Origin of the sequence: Streptomyces termitum, from assembly GCF_014650175.1 — a bacterium.
GTDB classification, from domain to species: Bacteria; Actinomycetota; Actinomycetes; order Streptomycetales; family Streptomycetaceae; genus Streptomyces; species Streptomyces termitum.
The window spans coordinates 414,421-431,619 of record NZ_BMUL01000005.1 but is presented as its reverse complement, the minus strand read 5'-3'; the positions used below and the strand labels follow the sequence as shown (position 1 = coordinate 431,619).

Genomic DNA, 17,199 nt, shown 5'->3' with positions numbered 1-17,199 from the left:
GCCGGACGGGGTATCAACTAATCTGGCGTTGATTTTTGGCACGCTGTTGAGTTCTCAAGGTGCGGACGCTTCCTTCAGTCCCGCTTGGCGGGCCCTCCGGGCGCTTCCTTCGTTTCCGACTCTATCAGATCTTTCCGATCCGATTTTCCTCGGTGTTTGCCGTTCTGGAATTCGCTTTTCGCGCTTTCCGTCCTCGGCGGGGTCAAACGTTACCAGGCTTTCTCCGTCCCGCTGACCACCCCTCCGCGCTCCGGTCGGAACCGGGGCAGGCAGAGGTGTAGACCACTGGGGTTAGGATCTGGCTTGATCGGTGCTGCTGACCCGCGACTCGCAAGCCGCGTTGGGGGTCAAGCAGGAGTACGACAGTACATCCCACCGTCAGTAGAGGCAAATCGTTTCGGGTAGTCCCTAGCTCCGCCAACTGGTACGTCTCGTGCGGAACTAGGACTTCTTATGACTTACGCTTCTGAACAGCTACGCGCCGCCCAGGACAGGTAGTGGCGGCGCCACACGATCTCCGCCCCTGGGAGGCTTCCCGTGACAACCGTGACGTCGCCACTCGCTGGACGCGCCATTGGTCTCGCCAACGTTCCCGACCCGGTCTTCTCCGGTGCCATGGTCGGGCCCGGCACCGCCATCGATCCCGTACGTGAGCCCTCCGAGGCGGTCTCCCCCATCGACGGGGTCGTCGTCTCCATGCACCCGCACGCCTTCGTCGTCGTGGACAGCGAGGGCCACGGCGTCCTCACCCACCTCGGCATCGACACCGTCCAGCTCAACGGGGAGGGCTTCGAGCTCCTCGTGAACAAGGGCGACACCGTGACGCGCGGACAGGCCGTCGTGAAGTGGAACCCGGCCGATGTCGAGGCCGCCGGCAAGTCCCCCATCTGTCCCATCGTGGCCCTGGAGGCCACGGCCGACTCGCTCTCCGGCGTCCGTGAGGACGGCGGCGTGCAGGCCGGCGAGCACCTCTTCGACTGGAGCTGAGTCCGGTCCGTCGTCGCAGGACGGCGCGTACGACATTCAACGCGGCGGCCTCGGCCGTCGCTCTATCGGAGACGGGTGAGATGGAGACAACGCTGCGAGGCGTCGGGGTCAGCCACGGCGTGGCGATCGGCCAGGTGCGGCACATGGGCACGGCGGTTCTGGAACCGCCGGCCAAGCAGATCCCGGCCGAGGAGGCGGAGCGCGAACAGGGGCGCGCCCGTCAGGCGGTGGAGGCCGTGGCCGCGGACCTGATCGCCCGGGGCAACCTGGCCGGCGGTGAGGCCCAGGCCGTGCTGGAGGCCCAGGCGATGATCGCCCAGGACCCGGAGCTCATCGCCGACGTCGACCGCAGGATCGCGGTCGGCAGCACGGCCGAGCGCGGCATCTACGACGCCTTCTCGCACTACCGCGAGCTGCTGGCGGGCGCCGGCGAGTACATGGCCGGACGGGTCGCCGACCTGGACGACGTGCGGAACCGGATCGTCGCGCGGCTGCTCGGCGTCCCGATGCCGGGCGTGCCGGACAGCGACGAGCCGTACGTGCTGATCGCGCGGGACCTGGCGCCGGCCGACACGGCGCTGCTCGACCCGGCGCTGGTGCTCGGCTTCGTGACCGAGGAGGGCGGGCCGACCAGCCACAGCGCCATCCTGGCGCGGGCGCTCGGCGTGCCGGCCGTGGTCGCGCTGCCCGGTGCCGGTGAGCTGGCGGAGGGCACGCAGGTCGCGGTGGACGGTTCCACCGGCGAGATCTTCGTGGACCCGAGCGAGGAGAAGAAGGCGTCCCTGACCCGGGCCGCCGAGGAGCGGAAGGCGGCGCTGGCCGCGTCCAGCGGTCCCGGTGCCACCTCGGACGGGCACAAGGTGCCGCTGCTCGCCAACGTGGGCGGTCCGGCGGACGTGCCCGCCGCGGTCGAGGCGGGTGCCGAGGGTGTCGGCCTGTTCCGTACCGAGTTCCTCTTCCTGGACGACAGCAAGAAGGCGCCGTCCGAGGAGAAGCAGGTCGAGGCGTACCGGAAGGTGCTGGAGGCGTTCCCCGAGGGGCGCGTGGTCGTGCGCGTGCTCGACGCGGGCGCCGACAAGCCGCTGGACTTCCTGACCCCGGTCGACGAGCCGAACCCGGCGCTGGGCGTGCGGGGTCTGCGGTCGCTGCTCGACCACCCGGAGGTGCTGCGGACGCAGCTGACCGCGCTGGCGAAGGCCGTCGAGGGCCTGCCGGTGTACCTGGAGGTCATGGCGCCGATGGTGGCCGACCGGACGGACGCGAAGGCGTTCGCCGACGCGTGCCGCGAGGCGGGGCTCCAGGCCAAGTTCGGCGCGATGGTGGAGATCCCGTCCGCCGCGCTCCGGGCGCGCTCGATCCTCCAGGAGGTCGAGTTCCTGTCGCTGGGCACGAACGACCTGGCGCAGTACACCTTCGCCGCCGACCGCCAGGTGGGCGCGGTGTCCCGGCTCCAGGACCCGTGGCAGCCCGCGCTGCTCGACCTGGTGGCGCTGTCCGCCGAGGCGGCCAAGGCCGAGGGCAAGAGCTGCGGCGTGTGCGGCGAGGCCGCGTCGGACCCGCTGCTCGCGTGCGTGCTGACGGGTCTGGGCGTCACCTCCCTCTCCATGGGCGCGGCGTCGATCCCGTACGTGCGGGCGACGCTCGCCAAGTACACGCTCGCGCAGTGCGAGCGGGCGGCGTCCGCGGCGCGTGCCGCGGACACGGCGCACGAGGCGCGGCTGGCCGCGCAGGCGGTGCTGTCCGGGGAGTGATCCCGGGGCCGTAGCGGAGTTTCCCGTCGAGGGGCTTCCCATCACCTTTCGGTGGCGGGGAGCCCCTTCGTCGTGTGCGGGGTCAGTGATGGCCGGGGCGGTGCGCGTCGGGGTCGGGGGCGAGGGGGAAGCCGGCGCGGTGGTCGACGCCGTGCTCCGGCGGGAGGGGTTCGCCGGTGCGGGCGTCGGTGCAGTAGGCGGCGAAGACCTCGGCCTCGGTGAGGGGGGCGAGGTCGCCGTCGGCGAGGCGCCAGCCGTGGAGGCGGTCGGGCCGGCCGGGGCGGGTGGCGCGCAGGACGAGGCCGCCCGGGGAGCCGAGGGCGAGTCCGGCGGCGAGGACGGCGGCGAACTCGGTGGCGGCGGCCGGGTCGTGGTGGTGGGTGCCGTGCTCGTCGTGGGTGCTGTGGAGGACGGCGAGGAGGTGGTCGCCGGCGGCGGGGACGCTGCACACCAGGTGGTGGGTGCCGGGTCCGGCGCCGTCGAGGAGGGCGAGGAGCAGGCGGGTGGCGCGGTCGAGGGCGTCCCGGCCGAGGTCGCGGCCGCAGTCGGCGCAGTCCCCGAGGGTGGCGAGGAGGGTGGTGGCGTACTCCCAGGTGGCGCGGCGGACGGCGGTGTCGACGAGTTCGGGCAGGAGGGCGGTGAGGGGCTGGCCGGTGTAGGTGACCCGGGCGCCGGTGGTGGCCAGGTGGTCGGTGAAGCGGCTGCGGCTGGCGGGGCGGTCGGGGTCGAGGCCGGTCTCGGCGCAGTAGGAGGCGTATTCGTCGGGGTCGAAGAGGGTCACGGTGGTGTGGGTGCCCTGGCGGGCGAGGGTCCTGAGGAGGGCCTCGACCTCCTTGAGGTAGGTGGGGTGGTCGTCGAAGGCGAAGGTGCGGTAGCGGCGCATGGCGGCGAAGTCCCGCTCGTCGGCGAGGAGTCCGACGGTGCTGGGGATCTCGCGGCGCAGGGCGCGGCGCAGGCGGGTGGTGGTGCTGGTCGTCATGGTTCCCCCTCGGTCGTGGCGGCCTGACCGGTGCCGATCAGTGCTCACTCACCGTAACCTTCGCCACTGACAGTGACGATTGCGGAGGGGTGGGGTGGAGGACGCGGTCGCGGATCAGGCGGTGCTGGGCCGCGCCGGCCGCGACGAGGGCGAGGCCGAGGAGGGGCCAGGCGAGGGGGCCGGCGGTCATGACGCCGGTGACGAGGAGGGGGCCGGCGAAGCGCTGGGTGGACTGGGCCAGGCCGTGGACGCCGAGGTAGGCGCCCTGGGCGTCGGCGGGGGCGAGGGCGACGGAGAGCTCCCAGGACGAGGTGGCGTGGAGGATCTCGGCGAAGGTGAGGGCGACGACGGCGACGACGAGGGCGGTGATCGCGAGGGCGCGTCCGCCGGCGGCGGAGGCGGCGAGGGCGAGGGTGCCGACGGCGAAGAGGGCGCCGAGGGGGACGAGGAGCCGGCGGGCGGCGGGGGTGGTGGCGCCGAAGCGGGCGAGGGGGACTTGGAAGAGGACGACGAGGACGGTGTTGAGGACGAGGAGCAGCGGGGCGAGGCCCGCGGGGGCGGCGGTGGCGTGGACGATCCAGAGGGGGACGGCGACCTGGAGGATCGTGTCGTCGAGGAAGAGGGCGGCGTCGGTGGCGGTGTAGCCGAGGAAGGTGCGGTCGCGCCAGGGGCCGCCGGGGCGGGGCGCGGGGCCGGAGGCGTCGCCGGGGGTGCCGTGGGCGGCGACGCGGGAGGGGGCGGGCGGTTCGGCGCAGCGGAGGGTGAGGGCGGTGATGGCCAGGTAGGAGAGGACGTTGCCGACGAGGAGCCAGGTGTACGCCTGGGTGCTGCCGGTGGCGAGCGCGGCGGCGGCGCCGAGGCCGCCGAGGGACCAGCCGATGTTGACGGTGGTGCGCTGGATGGCCTGGTAGCGGACGCGTTCGGAGCCGGCGAGGCGGGCGGCGTACAGCTTGATGAGGACGCTGCCGGCGCGGTCGGGGAGGGCGCCGAGGGCGGAGTAGAGGGTGAGGAGGAGGAAGTGGTCGGTGGTGAGGAGGGCGAGGAGGGCGGCGCCGCGGACGAGCTGGGTGGCGGCGATGACGCGGACGAGGGGGAAGCGGTCGGCGAGGAGGCCGGCGATCGGGGCGCCGGCGATGCCGACGCCGCCGGAGACGGTCATGAGGAGGCCGACCTGGGCGAGGCTCAGGCCGGAGACGTAGGTGAAGTAGAGGGCGGTGCAGCCCGCCCAGAGACCGGTGCCGGTCTTGTCGACGACGCTGACGACGAGCATGCGGCGGCCGTCGCGGCCTCCGGGTATGCGGTCGAGTGCGGCGCGGTGTCTCGTGGTCCGGTTTCCCATGCGGCTCCCCCTTGACTCGATTTTTGTATCGGTACACACTTCAGTACGTGGTGACACAATATTCGATCCAGGGGACGACGGCCAAGGGGATCGCCGCGTCCGTCGAGCGCGGCGTGACCGAGGGCGAGCTCGCGCCGGGCGACGCGCTGCCTCCCGTACGGAGGCTCGCGGACGGGCTCGGCGTCAGTCCGGGCACCGTCGCGACCGCCTACAAGGAGCTGCGGCGGCGCGGGCTCGTGGTGACCCGGGGCCGTGGCGGCACCGTCGTCGCCGAGGCCCCCTCGGTGGCGTCCCGGCGGCCGCCCCGGATGCCCGAGGGGCTGACCGACCTGGCCAGCGGACTGCCCGACCCCGCCTTCCTGCCGGTCCTGCGCCCGCCCGCCGAGGTACGGCCCGTGTACGGCTCGCACCGGGCCTCGCCCCGGCTGCCGGAGCTGGAGGAGCTGACCCGCGCGTGGTTCCGGCGGGACGGGGTGCCCGCCGAGACGGTGACCTTCGCGCACGGCGCGCTCGACTGCGTCGCCCGGCTGCTCTCGGTCGAGCTGCGGCCCGGGGACGCGGTGGCCGTCGAGGACCCGGGCTTCCACCACCTCCTGGACCTCGTGCCCGCGCTGGGACTGCGGACGGTGCCGGTCGCCGTCGACGCGGAGGGGATGACACCGGACGGCCTGCGGGACGCGCTGCGGGGCGGGGTGCGGGCGGTCGTCCTCAGCCCGCGCGCCCAGTGCCCCACCGGGGCCTCGCTCACCGCAGGACGGCGGGACGCGCTCGGGGAACTGCTGGGCGGCTTCCCCGAGGTGCTGGTGATCGAGGACGACTACATCGCCACGCCGGACGGGCCGCCCGCCCCCACCCTGGCCGCGCTCCGGCCGGCCCGCTGGGCGCAGGTCCGCACGGTCTCCAAGCGGCTGGGCGTGGACCTGCGGTGGGCCGGGCTGACCGGCGACCCGGTGACGATCGCCCGGCACGACGGCCGGATGCTGATGACCTCCGGCTGGGTCAGCCACATCCTCCAGACGACCGTGGCCGGACTCTTCTCCGATCCCGCCGTGGCGCGGCTGGTCGAGCGCGGGGAGACCGTGTACGGGGAGCGGCGGCGGGCCCTGACCGACGCCTTGGGCGCGCGGGGCGTGCGGGCCTCCGGGACCGGGGGGCTGAACGTGTGGGTGCCGGTGCGGGACGAGTCGGCGGTGGTCAACGGGCTGCGGACGCGGGGCTGGTGGGTCGCGGCGGGCGCCCGGTTCCGGATCGGGAGCCCGCCCGCCGTCCGCATCACCACCTCCACGCTGCTGCCGGAGGCGGCGGAGCGGCTGGCGGCGGACTTCGCCGGGGTGCTCGGGGACACGCAGGCGACGTACGGGGGTTGATTCACGACGGGCCCGCGCGCGTGCGAGGTGCGTGAAAGCGCCCCGCACGCGCGCGTGGTGGGAGGGGGGGTACGGGGTCAGCGGGTGCGGTAGGCGTTGCCGAGGGTCTGGTCGAGGGTGTTGCCCTCGGTGTCGGTGAGCGCGGCGCGGAAGGAGACCGTGCCGCCGGGGGCCGGGTTGCGGACCGTGACGGCGCCGCCGGTGACCGGGGCCGGGGTCCAGGTGGCGCCGCCGTCGGTGGAGACCGTGACGCGCAGCGCGCGCGTGCCGGGGCCGGCGGCCGGGCCCTGGACCGTGACCGGGACGCGCAGGTCGGTGCCGGCGGGGGCGGTGCCGTCCAGGGCGAGCCCCGGGGTGAAGCGGACGACGCTGAGCGGGAGCGCGGCCGGGCCGGTGGTCGCGGCGGAGTCGAAGGTCCAGGAGGCGGAGACCCGTCCCGCGCGCGTGCCGGTGCCGTGGAGGGCCGTGGCGGTGAGCCGGTAGCGGGCCCGGTCGGCGTCGGCGAGCGTGAAGGAGGCCCGGCCCGGGGCGCCCCGGTGGGTGCCGGTCAGGACGCCGTCGCGGTGGAGCGTGGTGGTGGCCGAGCGGAAGGACGGCTCGGAGGGCGCGTGGCCCTCGCCGTCGGCGAGCAGCGGCAGGTCGAGGGAGAGCCGGTCGCCGTCGCGGACGCCGGCGGGTCCGGTGCCGGGGAGCGGGTCGAGCGCGGGGCCGAGGACCGCGTTGTCGAAGGTGCGGGTGGTGGTCGTGCCCGCGCGGGCGGCGACGTGGGCCTCGTACCGGTTGGGCATCACCCCGGGGGCGCCAGGGGTCGAGTAGAGGAGCGCCCAGCGGCCGCGCTCGGGGGTGACGCGGAAGGTCGCGGTGCCGGTACGGGCGAGCGGGGTGGTGAGGCCGGCGGAGGTGCCCTCGGCGGGCAGGAAGGCGGCGACGCCGGTGCCTCCGGCGCCGTCCCGGTCGGCGGCGCGGACCTTCAGGGTCGCCAGGTCGGCGGCGGCGGGGTGGCGGACGAGGCCGGTGAGGGCGCGGTCGGAGGTGAAGCGGTAGCCGAGGCCGTAGTCGGCGGCGGCGCCGCTCCAGTAGCTGTCGATCGACGCCGTGACGGAGCCGGGTTCGGCGGCCGGGCCGAGGTGGGCCACGCGCAGGCCGCCGCTCGCGGAGATCACGTTGGCCGAGCGGGTGACGCCGTCGTGGCCGACCTCGACGTACGAGAGGGTGTGGCGGGGCCGGGCGCCGCCCTCGGGCGGGCGGACGTCGACCGGGGCGGTGGTGCGGGCGTCGACGGTGACGGTGGTGTCGCGGTCCAGGTCGAGGCGGGGCTGGACGATCCAGTCGGTGCCGGACGCCCCGTCCTCCGTGCCCAGCGTCGAGTCGAGGAGGTAACGGCCCTTGGGGAGGCGCAGGGTGACGGTGCCGGAGTCGTCGTGGGGCCGCTCCTCCACCCCGGCGCCGGGGCCGGAGAAGCCGGTGACGTGGGTGGTGTACGCGGAGGTGGCGGCGCCCGCGCGGTCCAGGTGACGGATGGTCAGGGTGACCTGGTCGGAGCCGGGCGCGGGGGCGGCCAGGGCGGTGGGCGGGGCGGTGAAGGTGAAGGCGGTCGCCGCGAGGGCGGCGGCGAGGACGAGGGGGCGGAGGGCGGGTCGGATCCTGGATCCGGTCGCCGTGGTGCGGGCCATCGCGGTGCGGGCCGTGGCGCGGTCCGCCGTCCCGTCCGTGGTCCCGTCGCCGTCCGTCTTCCGGCTCATGTTCGTGTTCGTGTTCGTGTTCATGCAGGGAACTGCTCCTGGGGCGGGCGGAGTTCCCGTGACCTGGGCCACACGGGGTGGTGCGGGAGGGGCGGGTGTGGCGCGGGTCACGGGAACCCGGGCGAACCGGCGGTCAGTACCCGGTGTGGAACCAGAGATGAGAGAACGTTTCCGGGCCGGGGACCCCTCGGCGCTCGGGGAGGCGTACGACGCGCACGCGCGTGTGCTGTTCCAGTACGCCCACCGAATGTGCGGGGACCGGGCCGCCGCCGAGGACATCGTGTCCGCGACCTTCCTGGAGGCCTGGCGCTGCCGGGACCGGCTCCGTGTCGACGGCGGGAGTCTGCGGCCGTGGCTGCTCGGCATCGCCACCAACGTGCTGCGCGGGGCCGCCCGCGAGGCGCGGCGGCGGGACGCGGCGCTGGCCAGGATGGACGACCGGGGCGTCCTGCCCGACTTCAGCGACGCGGTGGCCGCCCGGCTCGCCGACGAGGAGCGGCTGCGGGCCGCGCGGATCGCCCTCGGGCGGCTGCGCCGCCGGGAGCGGGAGGTCTTCGGCCTGGTCGTGTGGGCCGGGCTCGACTACGCGACGGCCGGTGAGGCGCTGGGCGTCCCGGTGGGGACGGTGCGGTCCCGGCTGTCCCGGGCGCGGGAGCGGCTGCGGGCGCTCGCCGAGGCCGAGCTGCGCGCGGGGCGGCGCGGACGGCTCAAGCGGCGCGAGGAGCAGGAGCGGCTTGAGAGGCACAAGGGGCTTGAGGGGTGCGAGCGGCCTGAGGGGCGTGAGCGGCCTGAGGGCCTCGCGGGTGCCGCCCGGTCCGGGGCCCCCGCCGCACCCGCGCGGCCCGCCGTATCCGCCGTATCCGCCACGCCCGCCGTGCCCGTCTCATCTGCCGCGTCCGCCGTTCCCGTCCCGTCCACCGCATCCGCCGCGTCCGTCAAGGCCGTCAAGGCCGCCGAAGCCGTCGGATCGTCCCGGGGCGCCGTGCGTGCGGCCCGTACCGTCCTCGTCCCCCGAACTTCCCCGGAGAAGCCGGCATGAACGCCATCGATCCCCGCTCCCAGGACGCGCTGCGCGCCGAACTGACCGAGCTGCTGCCCCCGCCGCCCGTGCCCGGCTTCGCGCCCGAGCGGGAGCGGGAGGTGCGGCGGGCGGTGCTGGCCGCCGCGCTGCCCGCGCGGCCCGCCCGGTCCGCGGCCCGGCGCCGGGTGTGGGTCCGGATCGCCGTGCCCGCCGTGGCGTGCGCCCTCGCCGCCGGGGGTGTCCTGCTCGCCGCTCCCCCGGAGCGGCCCGGCGGCGGGACTCCGGCGGTGCGGGCGGAGGGCGCGTCGGCCGTGCTGGAGCGGGCCGCGCTCGCCGCCGCCGCGTCCCCCGCGCCGAACGCCCGCGCCGGCGAGTTCGTCTATGTGGAGAGCCTGGTCGCGCGGTCGGCGCGGTCGGCGGACGGTGGTCCGGCCGAGACGGGACCGGCGCACCGGCGGCAGGTGTGGCTGTCGGCGGACGGGAGCCTGCCCGGACTGCTGCGGGAGGAGGGCTCCGCCGACTCGGTGCTCTCCCCGCGCGTGCCCGTGTACGAGGTGGACCGGCCGGGGGCCGCGCCCCGGAAGACCTTCCTGGAGCAGGGTCCGCCGTCCGTGACCGCGCCCACGCACGCGTACGTGGCGGGGCTGCCGACCGATCCGGAGGCGCTGCTGCGACTGGTCCGGGAGCAGACGCGGGCCCCCGGCGGGGACGCCGACCAGCGGGCCTTCGACGCGATCGGGACGCTGCTGGCCGAGACCTGGGCGCCGCCCCGGGTGACCGCCGCGCTGTACGGGGCGGCCGCGCGGGTGCCGGGGGTGGCGGTGCTGCCGTCGGCGCGGGACGCGGCGGGCCGGGAGGGCGTGGCCGTGGCCCGTACCTCCGCGGCCGGGGAGCAGACCCAGTGGGTCTTCGACCGGTCGACGTCGGTCTTCCTCGGGCAGCGGACGGTGCTGGTCCGGGCCGCGGACGCCGGTCCGGCCGGGACGGTCCTGAGCGTGTCCGCGGTGCTCGCCAAGGCGGCCGTGGCCCGGACCGGGCAGCTGCCGGGCTGAGGCCCGGCCGGTGGCGTGGGGCGGTCCCGCACGGCGGGACCGCCCCACGGGCGCGTCAGCCGCGCCGGGCCGCCGCCAGCGCCTCGTAGAAGCGCAGCAGTTCCAGGTCGTCGACCGAGCCCGCGTTGACGGCCTTGGCGAGCGGGGTGCCCTGGAGGAGCCGCTTGACGGGGACCTCGATGCGCTTGCCGGTGAGGGTGTGGGGGACGCCGGGGACCTCGATGACCTCGTCGGGGACGTGGCGCGGCGAGAGCTCGGCGCGGATCGTGCTCCTGATGCGGCCGATCAGCTCGTCGTCGAGGGTCGCGCCGTCGGCGAGGTGGACGAAGAGCGGCATCCAGTAGCCGCCGTCCGGCTCCTCCAGGCCGATGACGAGGGACTCCTTGATCTCGGGGAGCCGTTCGACCGCCTCGTAGATGTCGGCGCTTCCCATCCGGACGCCCTGGCGGTTGAGGGTGGAGTCGGAGCGGCCGTGGATGACGACCGAGCCGCGGTCGGTGATCGTGATCCAGTCGCCGTGCCGCCACACGCCGGGGAACATCTCGAAGTAGCTGTCGTGGTAGCGGCTGCCGTCGGGGTCGTTCCAGAAGTGGATCGGCATGGACGGCATGGGGTGGGCGACGACGAGTTCGCCGACCTCGCCGACGACGGGCTTGCCGGAGGGGTCCCACGCCTGGAGGTCGGTGCCGAGGCCGGCGGCCTGGAGCTCGCCGATGTGGACGGGCAGGGTCGGGACGGCGCCGGCGAAGCAGGAGCAGACGTCGGTGCCGCCGCTGACGCTGGCGATCCACAGGTCCTCGCGGACCTCGTCGTGGAGCCAGCGGAAGCCGTCCGGGGGCAGTGGGGAGCCGGTGGTGGCCACGCACTTGACGGCCGACAGGTCGAAGTCGCGGCCCGGGTGGACGCCGGCCTTGGCGCAGGCCATGACGTAGGCGGCGGAGGTGCCGTACAGGGTGGCGCCGGTGCGTTCGGCGATGCGCCACTGGGCGGCGGTGTCGGGGTGGCCGGGGCTGCCGTCGTACAGGACGACGGTGGTGCCGGTGAGCAGGCCGGAGACGAGGAAGTTCCACATCATCCAGCCGGTGGACGTGTACCAGAAGAAGACGTCCTCGGGGCCCAGGTCGCAGTGGAGGCCGAGCTGCTTGAGGTGCTCGACGAGGATGCCGCCCTGGGACTGGACGATGGCCTTGGGCAGGCCGGTGGTGCCGGAGGAGTACAGCACCCACAGGGGGTGCGCGAAGGGCACCTGCTCGTAGACCGGTTCGGTGTCGGCGGCGACGAGGGAGGCCCAGTCGAGGGCGCCCTCGGGGGCCGGGGTGCCGAGGAGCGGGATGTGGACGACGGCCTTCAGGGTGGGCAGTTCGGCGCGGAGCTCGGCGACGGTGGCGCGGCGGTCGTGCTCCTTGCCGCCGTAGCGGTAGCCGTCGACGGTGAACAGGACGACCGGCTCGACCTGCTGGAAGCGGTCGAGGACGCTGCGGGCTCCGAAGTCGGGGGCGCAGGAGGTCCAGACGCCGCCGACGGCGGCGGTGGCGAGGAGGGCGACGACGGCCTGGGGGACGTTCGGCAGGTAGCCGCTGACGCGGTCGCCGGGGCGGACGCCGAGGGCGCGCAGTTCGGCGGCGAGGGAGGCGACCTGGCGGCGCAGCTCGGCCCAGGTGACCGGGGTCGGCTCGTGTGTCTCGTCCACATGGAGGAGGGCCGTGTCGTGGGGCCGGTCGGCGGCGGCGCGCAGGGCGTGCTCGGCGTAGTTGAGGGTGGCTCCGGGGAACCAGTCGGCGCCCGGCATGGAGCGGTCGCCCAGCACGCGCGCGTACGGGGTGGAGAAGCGGACGTCGAACCATTCGGCGACGGCCCGCCAGAAGGTCTCCAGCTCGTCGACGGACCAGCGGTGCAGCGCCGGGTAGCCGCCCTCGGCGGGGGCGCCGTGGTGTGCGGCGGCCCACTCCTGGAAGCGGGTGACGGCGGCGGTGGCGATGCGCTCCTCGTCCGGCTGCCAGAGCGGCTCGGTCGGCTCGGTCGGCGCAGATGTCATGGGGTGGCTCCCTGGCTGTACGCGGGGTCGGCGTGTGTCCCGCGCACGTGCTGGGGTGTGCGCGTGACGCGGCTGACAGGACGATGTCATGGGAGCGGGTTTCGCACCAGGGCCGCCCGCCCATGATCGGCGAGTTGAACATGTGCTCCCACCACGGGTGAACGGAAGTTGAACGGGGCTCGGGCCGCCGTCGGCGGATGGCAGGGTGACCTGCATGGACGGTCGTGGACGGGTGCGTTCGATGAGGGTGTTCGGTGCGGTGCGGGGGCTCAGGGCGGCGCGGACGGCGTGGGGGCGGTGGCGGGCGGACGCGGCGCTGTCGGCGCGGGGGGCGGAGCGGGCCCGGGTGCCGGGTCGGGCGGAGGGCGCGGAGCCGGCGCCGGGCGGCGGGACCGTGCGGTTCGCCCGGTCCTCGCTGCGGGTGTCCGTGTCGGCGGGCGGCACGGTGTTCTGGGGGTGGGACGGGGCGGAGCCGGAGCCCTCGTACGCGCTGGCCGGCAAGGCGCCCGAGCCGGACCCCCGGGCGGTCCTCGAACCGGACACGGACGGCGGCTGGCGGATCGTGTCGGAGCGGGTGACGGTGGCGGTCTCGCGGCACGGGGCGGTGGAGATCCGGACGCCGGGCGGGGTGATGCTGCGGCGGGACCTGCCGCCGCGCTGGTGGGAGCCGGTGGGCGGGGGTCCGGCTCGGTGGGCGCAGCGGGCCGAGGTGCCGGCGGACGCGCGGTTCTTCGGGCTCGGCGGGCGGTCGGCGGGGCCGCGGCTGCGGGACGGCGCGTACCGGCTGTGGAACACCGATCCGAAGGGCCGGTTCGGGCCGGGCGACGATCCGCTGTACTTCACCATGCCGGTGCAGTACGTGGTCGCGGACGCGGGCACCCACCTGGCCTTCCACGACAACACGTGGGACGGGCTGGTGACCCTCGCGGAGGGCGAGGAGGGCGCCGGGTCGGGGCACGACCGGCCGGGCACCGTCGAGGTGCGGATGGAGGGCGGTCCGCTGCGCTGCTGGGTGGTGGTCGGCACGCCCGCGCGCGTGGCGCACAACTGGGCGGCGCTGACCGGGGCCCCGGCGCTGCCGCCGGCCTGGGCGCTGGGACCGCAGCACGCGCGCTGGGGGTTCGGCGACGCGGCGGAGGTGCGGCGGGTGGTGGCCGGTTACCGGGAGCGGGGGCTGCCGCTGTCGGCGGTCCACCTGGACATCGACCACTACGACCGGCACCGGGTGTTCACGGTGGACCGGGAGCGGTTCCCCGATCTGCCGGGGCTCGCCCGGGAGCTGCGGGAGCAGGGCGTGCGGCTGGTGTCGATCGTCGACCCGGCGGTCGTGGCGGAGCCGGGGGACCCGCTGTACGAGGAGGGGCGGACGGCCGGGGCGTTCGTGCGGGACGCGCGGGGCCGGGAGGTGCGGGGGGAGGTGTGGCCCGGGGAGTGCGTCTTCCCGGACTTCACGGACCCGGCGGTGCGGGAGTGGTGGGGCGGGCTGTACGAGGAGCGGCTGGGGCAGGGCTTCTCGGGGGTGTGGCACGACATGAACGAGCCGGCGCTCCTCACGCCCTTCGGGGAGCCGACGCTGCCCCGGTCGGCGCGGCACGCCCTGGACGGGCGCGGCGGCGACCACCGGGAGGCGCACAACGTGTACGGGCTGCTGATGGCCCGCGCGGGGTACGAGGGGCTGCGGCGGCTGCGGCCCGGGGAGCGGCCCTTCCTGTTCACGCGCGCCGGGTGGGCGGGTGCGCAGCGGTACGGGGGCACCTGGTCCGGCGACGTGGCGACCGGCTGGCCGGGGCTGCGGGCCTCGCTCTCGCTGGTCCTGGGGCTGGGGCTGTGCGGGGTGCCGTACTCGGGGCCGGACGTCGGGGGCTTCGACGGGAGTCCGTCGCCCGAGCTGTTCCTGCGCTGGTTCCAGCTGGGGGCGTGGCTGCCGCTGTTCCGGACCCACTCGGCGCTGGGCGCGGGGCGGCGCGAGCCGTGGGAGTTCGGTCCCGAGGTGCTGGAGCACGCGCGCGTGGCGCTGGCCGAGCGGGAGCGGCTGCGCCCGTACTTCCTGACGCTGGCCCGGCTGGCGCGGATGACCGGGGCGCCCTATGTGCGGCCGGTGTGGTGGGGGGCGCCGGAGGACCGGGCGCTGCGGGACTGCGAGGACGCCTTCCTGCTGGGCGACGGGCTCCTGGTGGCGCCGGTGCTGCACCGGGGCGCCGACCGGCGGGCGGTGCGGCTGCCGCGCGGCCGGTGGTACGACACGGCGACCGGGGAGGCGTACGAGGGGCCCGGTCAGGTGCTCCTGGACGCGCCCCTCGGGCGCGTGCCGGTGCTGGCGCGGGCGGGCGCGGTCCTGCCGGTCGCCGGCGGGGACGGGGGCCTCGCGCTGGAGGTGTGGGCGCCGGCGCCGGGCCGGACGGGCGGCGGGCTGGTGGTCCGGGACACGGGCGACGGCTGGGAGCCCGCGGAGATCGAGCGCTACCAGTCGCGGCTGGTGGAGGGGCGGGTCGTGGTGGAGCGGGTGACGGAGGAGGGCACGTCGGAGGCGGGCCTTCCGGTGCGGGTGCGGGGGGTGTGAGACGGGGGTTCCGGCGCCGGGGCGAGAGCGCTGTCGGACCCCTCCCCTAGCATCCGGAGGCATGGAACTGGGGGCCCTGAGGGGCGATGACATCGCACTGCCGGCCGGTCGCGTGATCACGGCGGACGAGGGGGACGGCGGGGCGCGGCCGCTGTGGCTGAGCGACGGGCCCGCGCCCTTCGCGCTGTGGGGGCGGCTGCGCGCCGCGCATCCGCGCACCGGGCTGTGGCCGCTGCTGCTCGAACCGCTGGACGGTGACGAGGGGTTCCGGCCGTGGGGGTCCGGGGAGCTGTATCCCGAGGACATGTCCCGGCCCGCCGACCACGATCCGGGGGCGGTGCTCGCCCGGTGGTGGGAGGAGTCCGTCTCGGTCGACGAGGGCGATCCGCTCTCCCCCGCGGAGCGGCTCGCCGTCACCGCCCCGTACGGCGCCGAGTGGCCGGGGACGGCGCCCGGGAGGGAGCCGGCGGAGGATCCCGACCGGCTGGCGGCCGAGCACGCGGAGGTGCTCCTGTCCTTCGGCGGCGAGGTGCGGCTGGGGCTGGTGGAGGCCGCTTCCGGGGCGGCGGCGCTCGCCGCCGCGGGATGGTCGGGGCCGCTCAACCACGAGGCCGACACGGCCCGGATCGCCGCCGTGGTCGCCGACTGGGAACGGCGCTTCGGGGCGCGGGTGTTCGCGGTCGGCTTCGCCACCCTGCGGCTCTCCGTCGCCGCTCCCCCGGCGACCCTGGAGGAGGCGCTGCCGGTGGCCGCCGAGCACTTCGCCCTCTGCCCGGACAACGTGTGGCAGGGGACGGCCCCGCAGACCCTGGTGGCGTACGCCGAGCGGCTGGTGGGCGCCGACCTGTGGACCTTCTGGTGGGACTGACCGTCCGAACGGGCCGGCTGGTGGGACCGACCGTCCGAACGGGCCGGAGGCGGCGGGTCAGGCGTAGGCGCCCGCGAACCACTTGGCCGCCGCCTCCGTGTGGAGGGGGAAGACCAGTTCGCGCGGGGCGGGCAGGACCAGTCGGCCGGAGGTCTCCGGGGTGGGGTCGAAGGCCGGGAGGGCGTCCGCCGGGACCGGCGGGAGGAGGCCGAAGACCAGGAGGTGCTCGCCGGAGCAGAGGACGTCGGCGAGCCGGACGGCGTCCGGGTCCGTCTCGACGCCGGTCTCCTCGCGCAGTTCGCGGACGACGGCGGTGGTCCAGTCCTCGCCGTGGTCGATGAAGCCGCCGGGGAGGGCGGTGCCGCCGTGGCCGGGGTGGATGGCGCGGGTGACGGCGAGGAGTCCGGTGCCGGTGGGGGCGGTGACGGGCAGGAGGGCGACGGCGACCGGCAGGGGGTTGCGGTAGGCGGTGGTGGCGCAGGCGGGGCAGGTGCGGGGCCAGCCGGTGGTCGTGGCGGGGTACGCGGCGCCGCAGGCCGAGCAGTGGGAGTGGGGTGCGGGAGCGGTGTGGGTCACGGGGTGACGGTAGCGAGGAGGGTTTCCCGGCGGGGCGGGAACTGGTAGACCCGGTGCGCATGACTGGACTCGCCGCCGGGTTGCGTACCCTCGCCGTCACCGCCGCCGCCGGACTGCTCGCGCTCGCGGGCACCGCCGCCGTCCCCGCCTCCCCCGCCGTCGCCGCGCCCGAGCCGAAGGCTCCCCGGGAGTTCGTGGCGCTGGACTCCGTGGACCGGACGATCCTGCGGGAGATGCGGTACACCACCGCGCACACCTTCATGGGGGAGCCGGTCGACGGCTACCGGCAGCCGGTGTGCCTGCTGACCCGGCCGGCGGCCGAGGCGCTGCACCGGGCGCAGGTCCGGCTGCTGGCCCGGGGGTACGCGCTGAAGGTGTACGACTGCTACCGGCCGCAGCGGGCGGTGGACCACTTCGTGCGCTGGGCGCGGGACCTGGCGGACGAGCGGATGAAGGGCGAGTTCTATCCGCTCGTCGCGAAGGAGCGGCTGTTCGCCGACGGGTACATCGCGGAGAGGTCCGGGCACAGCCGGGGCTCGACGGTGGACCTGACGCTGGTGCGGCTGCCGGCGGCACGCACGCGCGCGTACGTGCCGGGCGAACCGCTGGCGCCCTGCTTCGGGCCGTACGAGGAGCGGTTCCCGGACAGTTCGCTGGACATGGGGACCGGGTACGACTGCTTCGACACGCTCTCGCACACCGAGGACCCGCGGATCACCGGGGAGCAGCGGGCGAACCGGCAGATGCTGAAGGGGGCGCTGGAGGCGGAGGGGTTCGTGAACCTGCCGGAGGAGTGGTGGCACTTCACGTTCAGGCCGGAGCCGTTCCCCTCGACGTACTTCGACTTCCCGGTGGCGCGGCGGTCGGTGGCCGGGCACTGACGTCTTCCGCCGTCCGGGGAGGCGTGCCAGACTCGCCCCCA

Annotated in this window: 13 protein-coding genes; 8 read left to right on the top strand and 5 right to left on the bottom strand. The window is 75.6% G+C overall.

Annotation, left to right across the window (positions count from 1 at the left end):
• The first annotated feature begins 537 nt into the window (after positions 1-537).
• A complete protein-coding gene (locus tag IE219_RS12925) occupies positions 538-987 on the top strand; it encodes a PTS sugar transporter subunit IIA (protein WP_189976792.1) in 450 nt (149 codons plus the stop codon).
• Between the two features lie 80 nt (positions 988-1,067).
• Complete coding sequence (gene ptsP, locus IE219_RS12920; RefSeq protein ID WP_189976791.1) at positions 1,068-2,738, top strand: phosphoenolpyruvate--protein phosphotransferase; 1,671 nt, start codon at positions 1,068-1,070, stop codon at positions 2,736-2,738.
• Between the two features lie 82 nt (positions 2,739-2,820).
• Here the strand turns inward: ptsP and IE219_RS12915 are convergent, their stop codons facing one another.
• A complete protein-coding gene (locus IE219_RS12915; protein ID WP_189976790.1) occupies positions 2,821-3,717 on the bottom strand; it encodes a DUF8829 domain-containing protein in 897 nt (298 codons plus the stop codon).
• A gap of 37 nt (positions 3,718-3,754) precedes the next feature.
• Positions 3,755-5,056 (bottom strand): MFS transporter, encoded by a 1,302-nt coding sequence (locus IE219_RS12910; protein ID WP_308434021.1) that lies wholly within the window; start codon positions 5,054-5,056, stop codon positions 3,755-3,757.
• A gap of 47 nt (positions 5,057-5,103) precedes the next feature.
• Here IE219_RS12910 and IE219_RS12905 point away from each other — a divergent pair, with 47 nt between their 5' ends.
• Positions 5,104-6,423: an aminotransferase class I/II-fold pyridoxal phosphate-dependent enzyme gene (locus IE219_RS12905; RefSeq protein WP_189976789.1), complete on the top strand. Its 1,320-nt coding sequence runs from the start codon at positions 5,104-5,106 to the stop codon at positions 6,421-6,423.
• A gap of 77 nt (positions 6,424-6,500) precedes the next feature.
• Here the strand turns inward: IE219_RS12905 and IE219_RS12900 are convergent, their stop codons facing one another.
• Positions 6,501-8,189 (bottom strand): molybdopterin-binding protein, encoded by a 1,689-nt coding sequence (locus tag IE219_RS12900; protein WP_189976788.1) that lies wholly within the window; start codon positions 8,187-8,189, stop codon positions 6,501-6,503.
• A gap of 133 nt (positions 8,190-8,322) precedes the next feature.
• Here IE219_RS12900 and IE219_RS31700 point away from each other — a divergent pair, with 133 nt between their 5' ends.
• On the top strand, positions 8,323-9,204 hold the full coding sequence (locus IE219_RS31700) for an RNA polymerase sigma factor (RefSeq protein WP_229849731.1): 882 nt from the start codon (positions 8,323-8,325) through the stop codon (positions 9,202-9,204).
• Positions 9,201-10,238: a CU044_5270 family protein gene (locus IE219_RS12890; RefSeq protein ID WP_189976787.1), complete on the top strand. Its 1,038-nt coding sequence runs from the start codon at positions 9,201-9,203 to the stop codon at positions 10,236-10,238. Before IE219_RS31700 ends, IE219_RS12890 begins: the two co-directional genes overlap by 4 nt.
• Positions 10,239-10,293: 55 nt before the next feature.
• Here the strand turns inward: IE219_RS12890 and IE219_RS12885 are convergent, their stop codons facing one another.
• The gene (locus IE219_RS12885; protein WP_189976786.1) at positions 10,294-12,273 is read right to left on the bottom strand and encodes an acetoacetate--CoA ligase; all 1,980 of its coding nucleotides are present in this window, start codon (positions 12,271-12,273) and stop codon (positions 10,294-10,296) included.
• Positions 12,274-12,487: 214 nt separating this feature from the next.
• Between IE219_RS12885 and IE219_RS12880 the strand changes: the two genes are divergently transcribed.
• Both IE219_RS12880 and IE219_RS12875 read left to right on the top strand, forming a co-directional pair.
• The gene (locus IE219_RS12880; RefSeq protein ID WP_189976785.1) at positions 12,488-14,833 is read left to right on the top strand and encodes a glycoside hydrolase family 31 protein; all 2,346 of its coding nucleotides are present in this window, start codon (positions 12,488-12,490) and stop codon (positions 14,831-14,833) included.
• Positions 14,834-14,894: 61 nt separating this feature from the next.
• Positions 14,895-15,701, top strand: a complete 807-nt coding sequence (locus IE219_RS12875; protein WP_189976784.1) for a DUF4253 domain-containing protein — start codon at positions 14,895-14,897, stop codon at positions 15,699-15,701.
• Between the two features lie 57 nt (positions 15,702-15,758).
• Here the strand turns inward: IE219_RS12875 and IE219_RS12870 are convergent, their stop codons facing one another.
• Positions 15,759-16,277 (bottom strand): NUDIX domain-containing protein, encoded by a 519-nt coding sequence (locus tag IE219_RS12870; RefSeq protein WP_189976783.1) that lies wholly within the window; start codon positions 16,275-16,277, stop codon positions 15,759-15,761.
• Between the two features lie 59 nt (positions 16,278-16,336).
• Here IE219_RS12870 and IE219_RS12865 point away from each other — a divergent pair, with 59 nt between their 5' ends.
• The gene (locus IE219_RS12865; protein ID WP_189976782.1) at positions 16,337-17,158 is read left to right on the top strand and encodes a M15 family metallopeptidase; all 822 of its coding nucleotides are present in this window, start codon (positions 16,337-16,339) and stop codon (positions 17,156-17,158) included.
• Positions 17,159-17,199 lie beyond the last annotated feature (41 nt).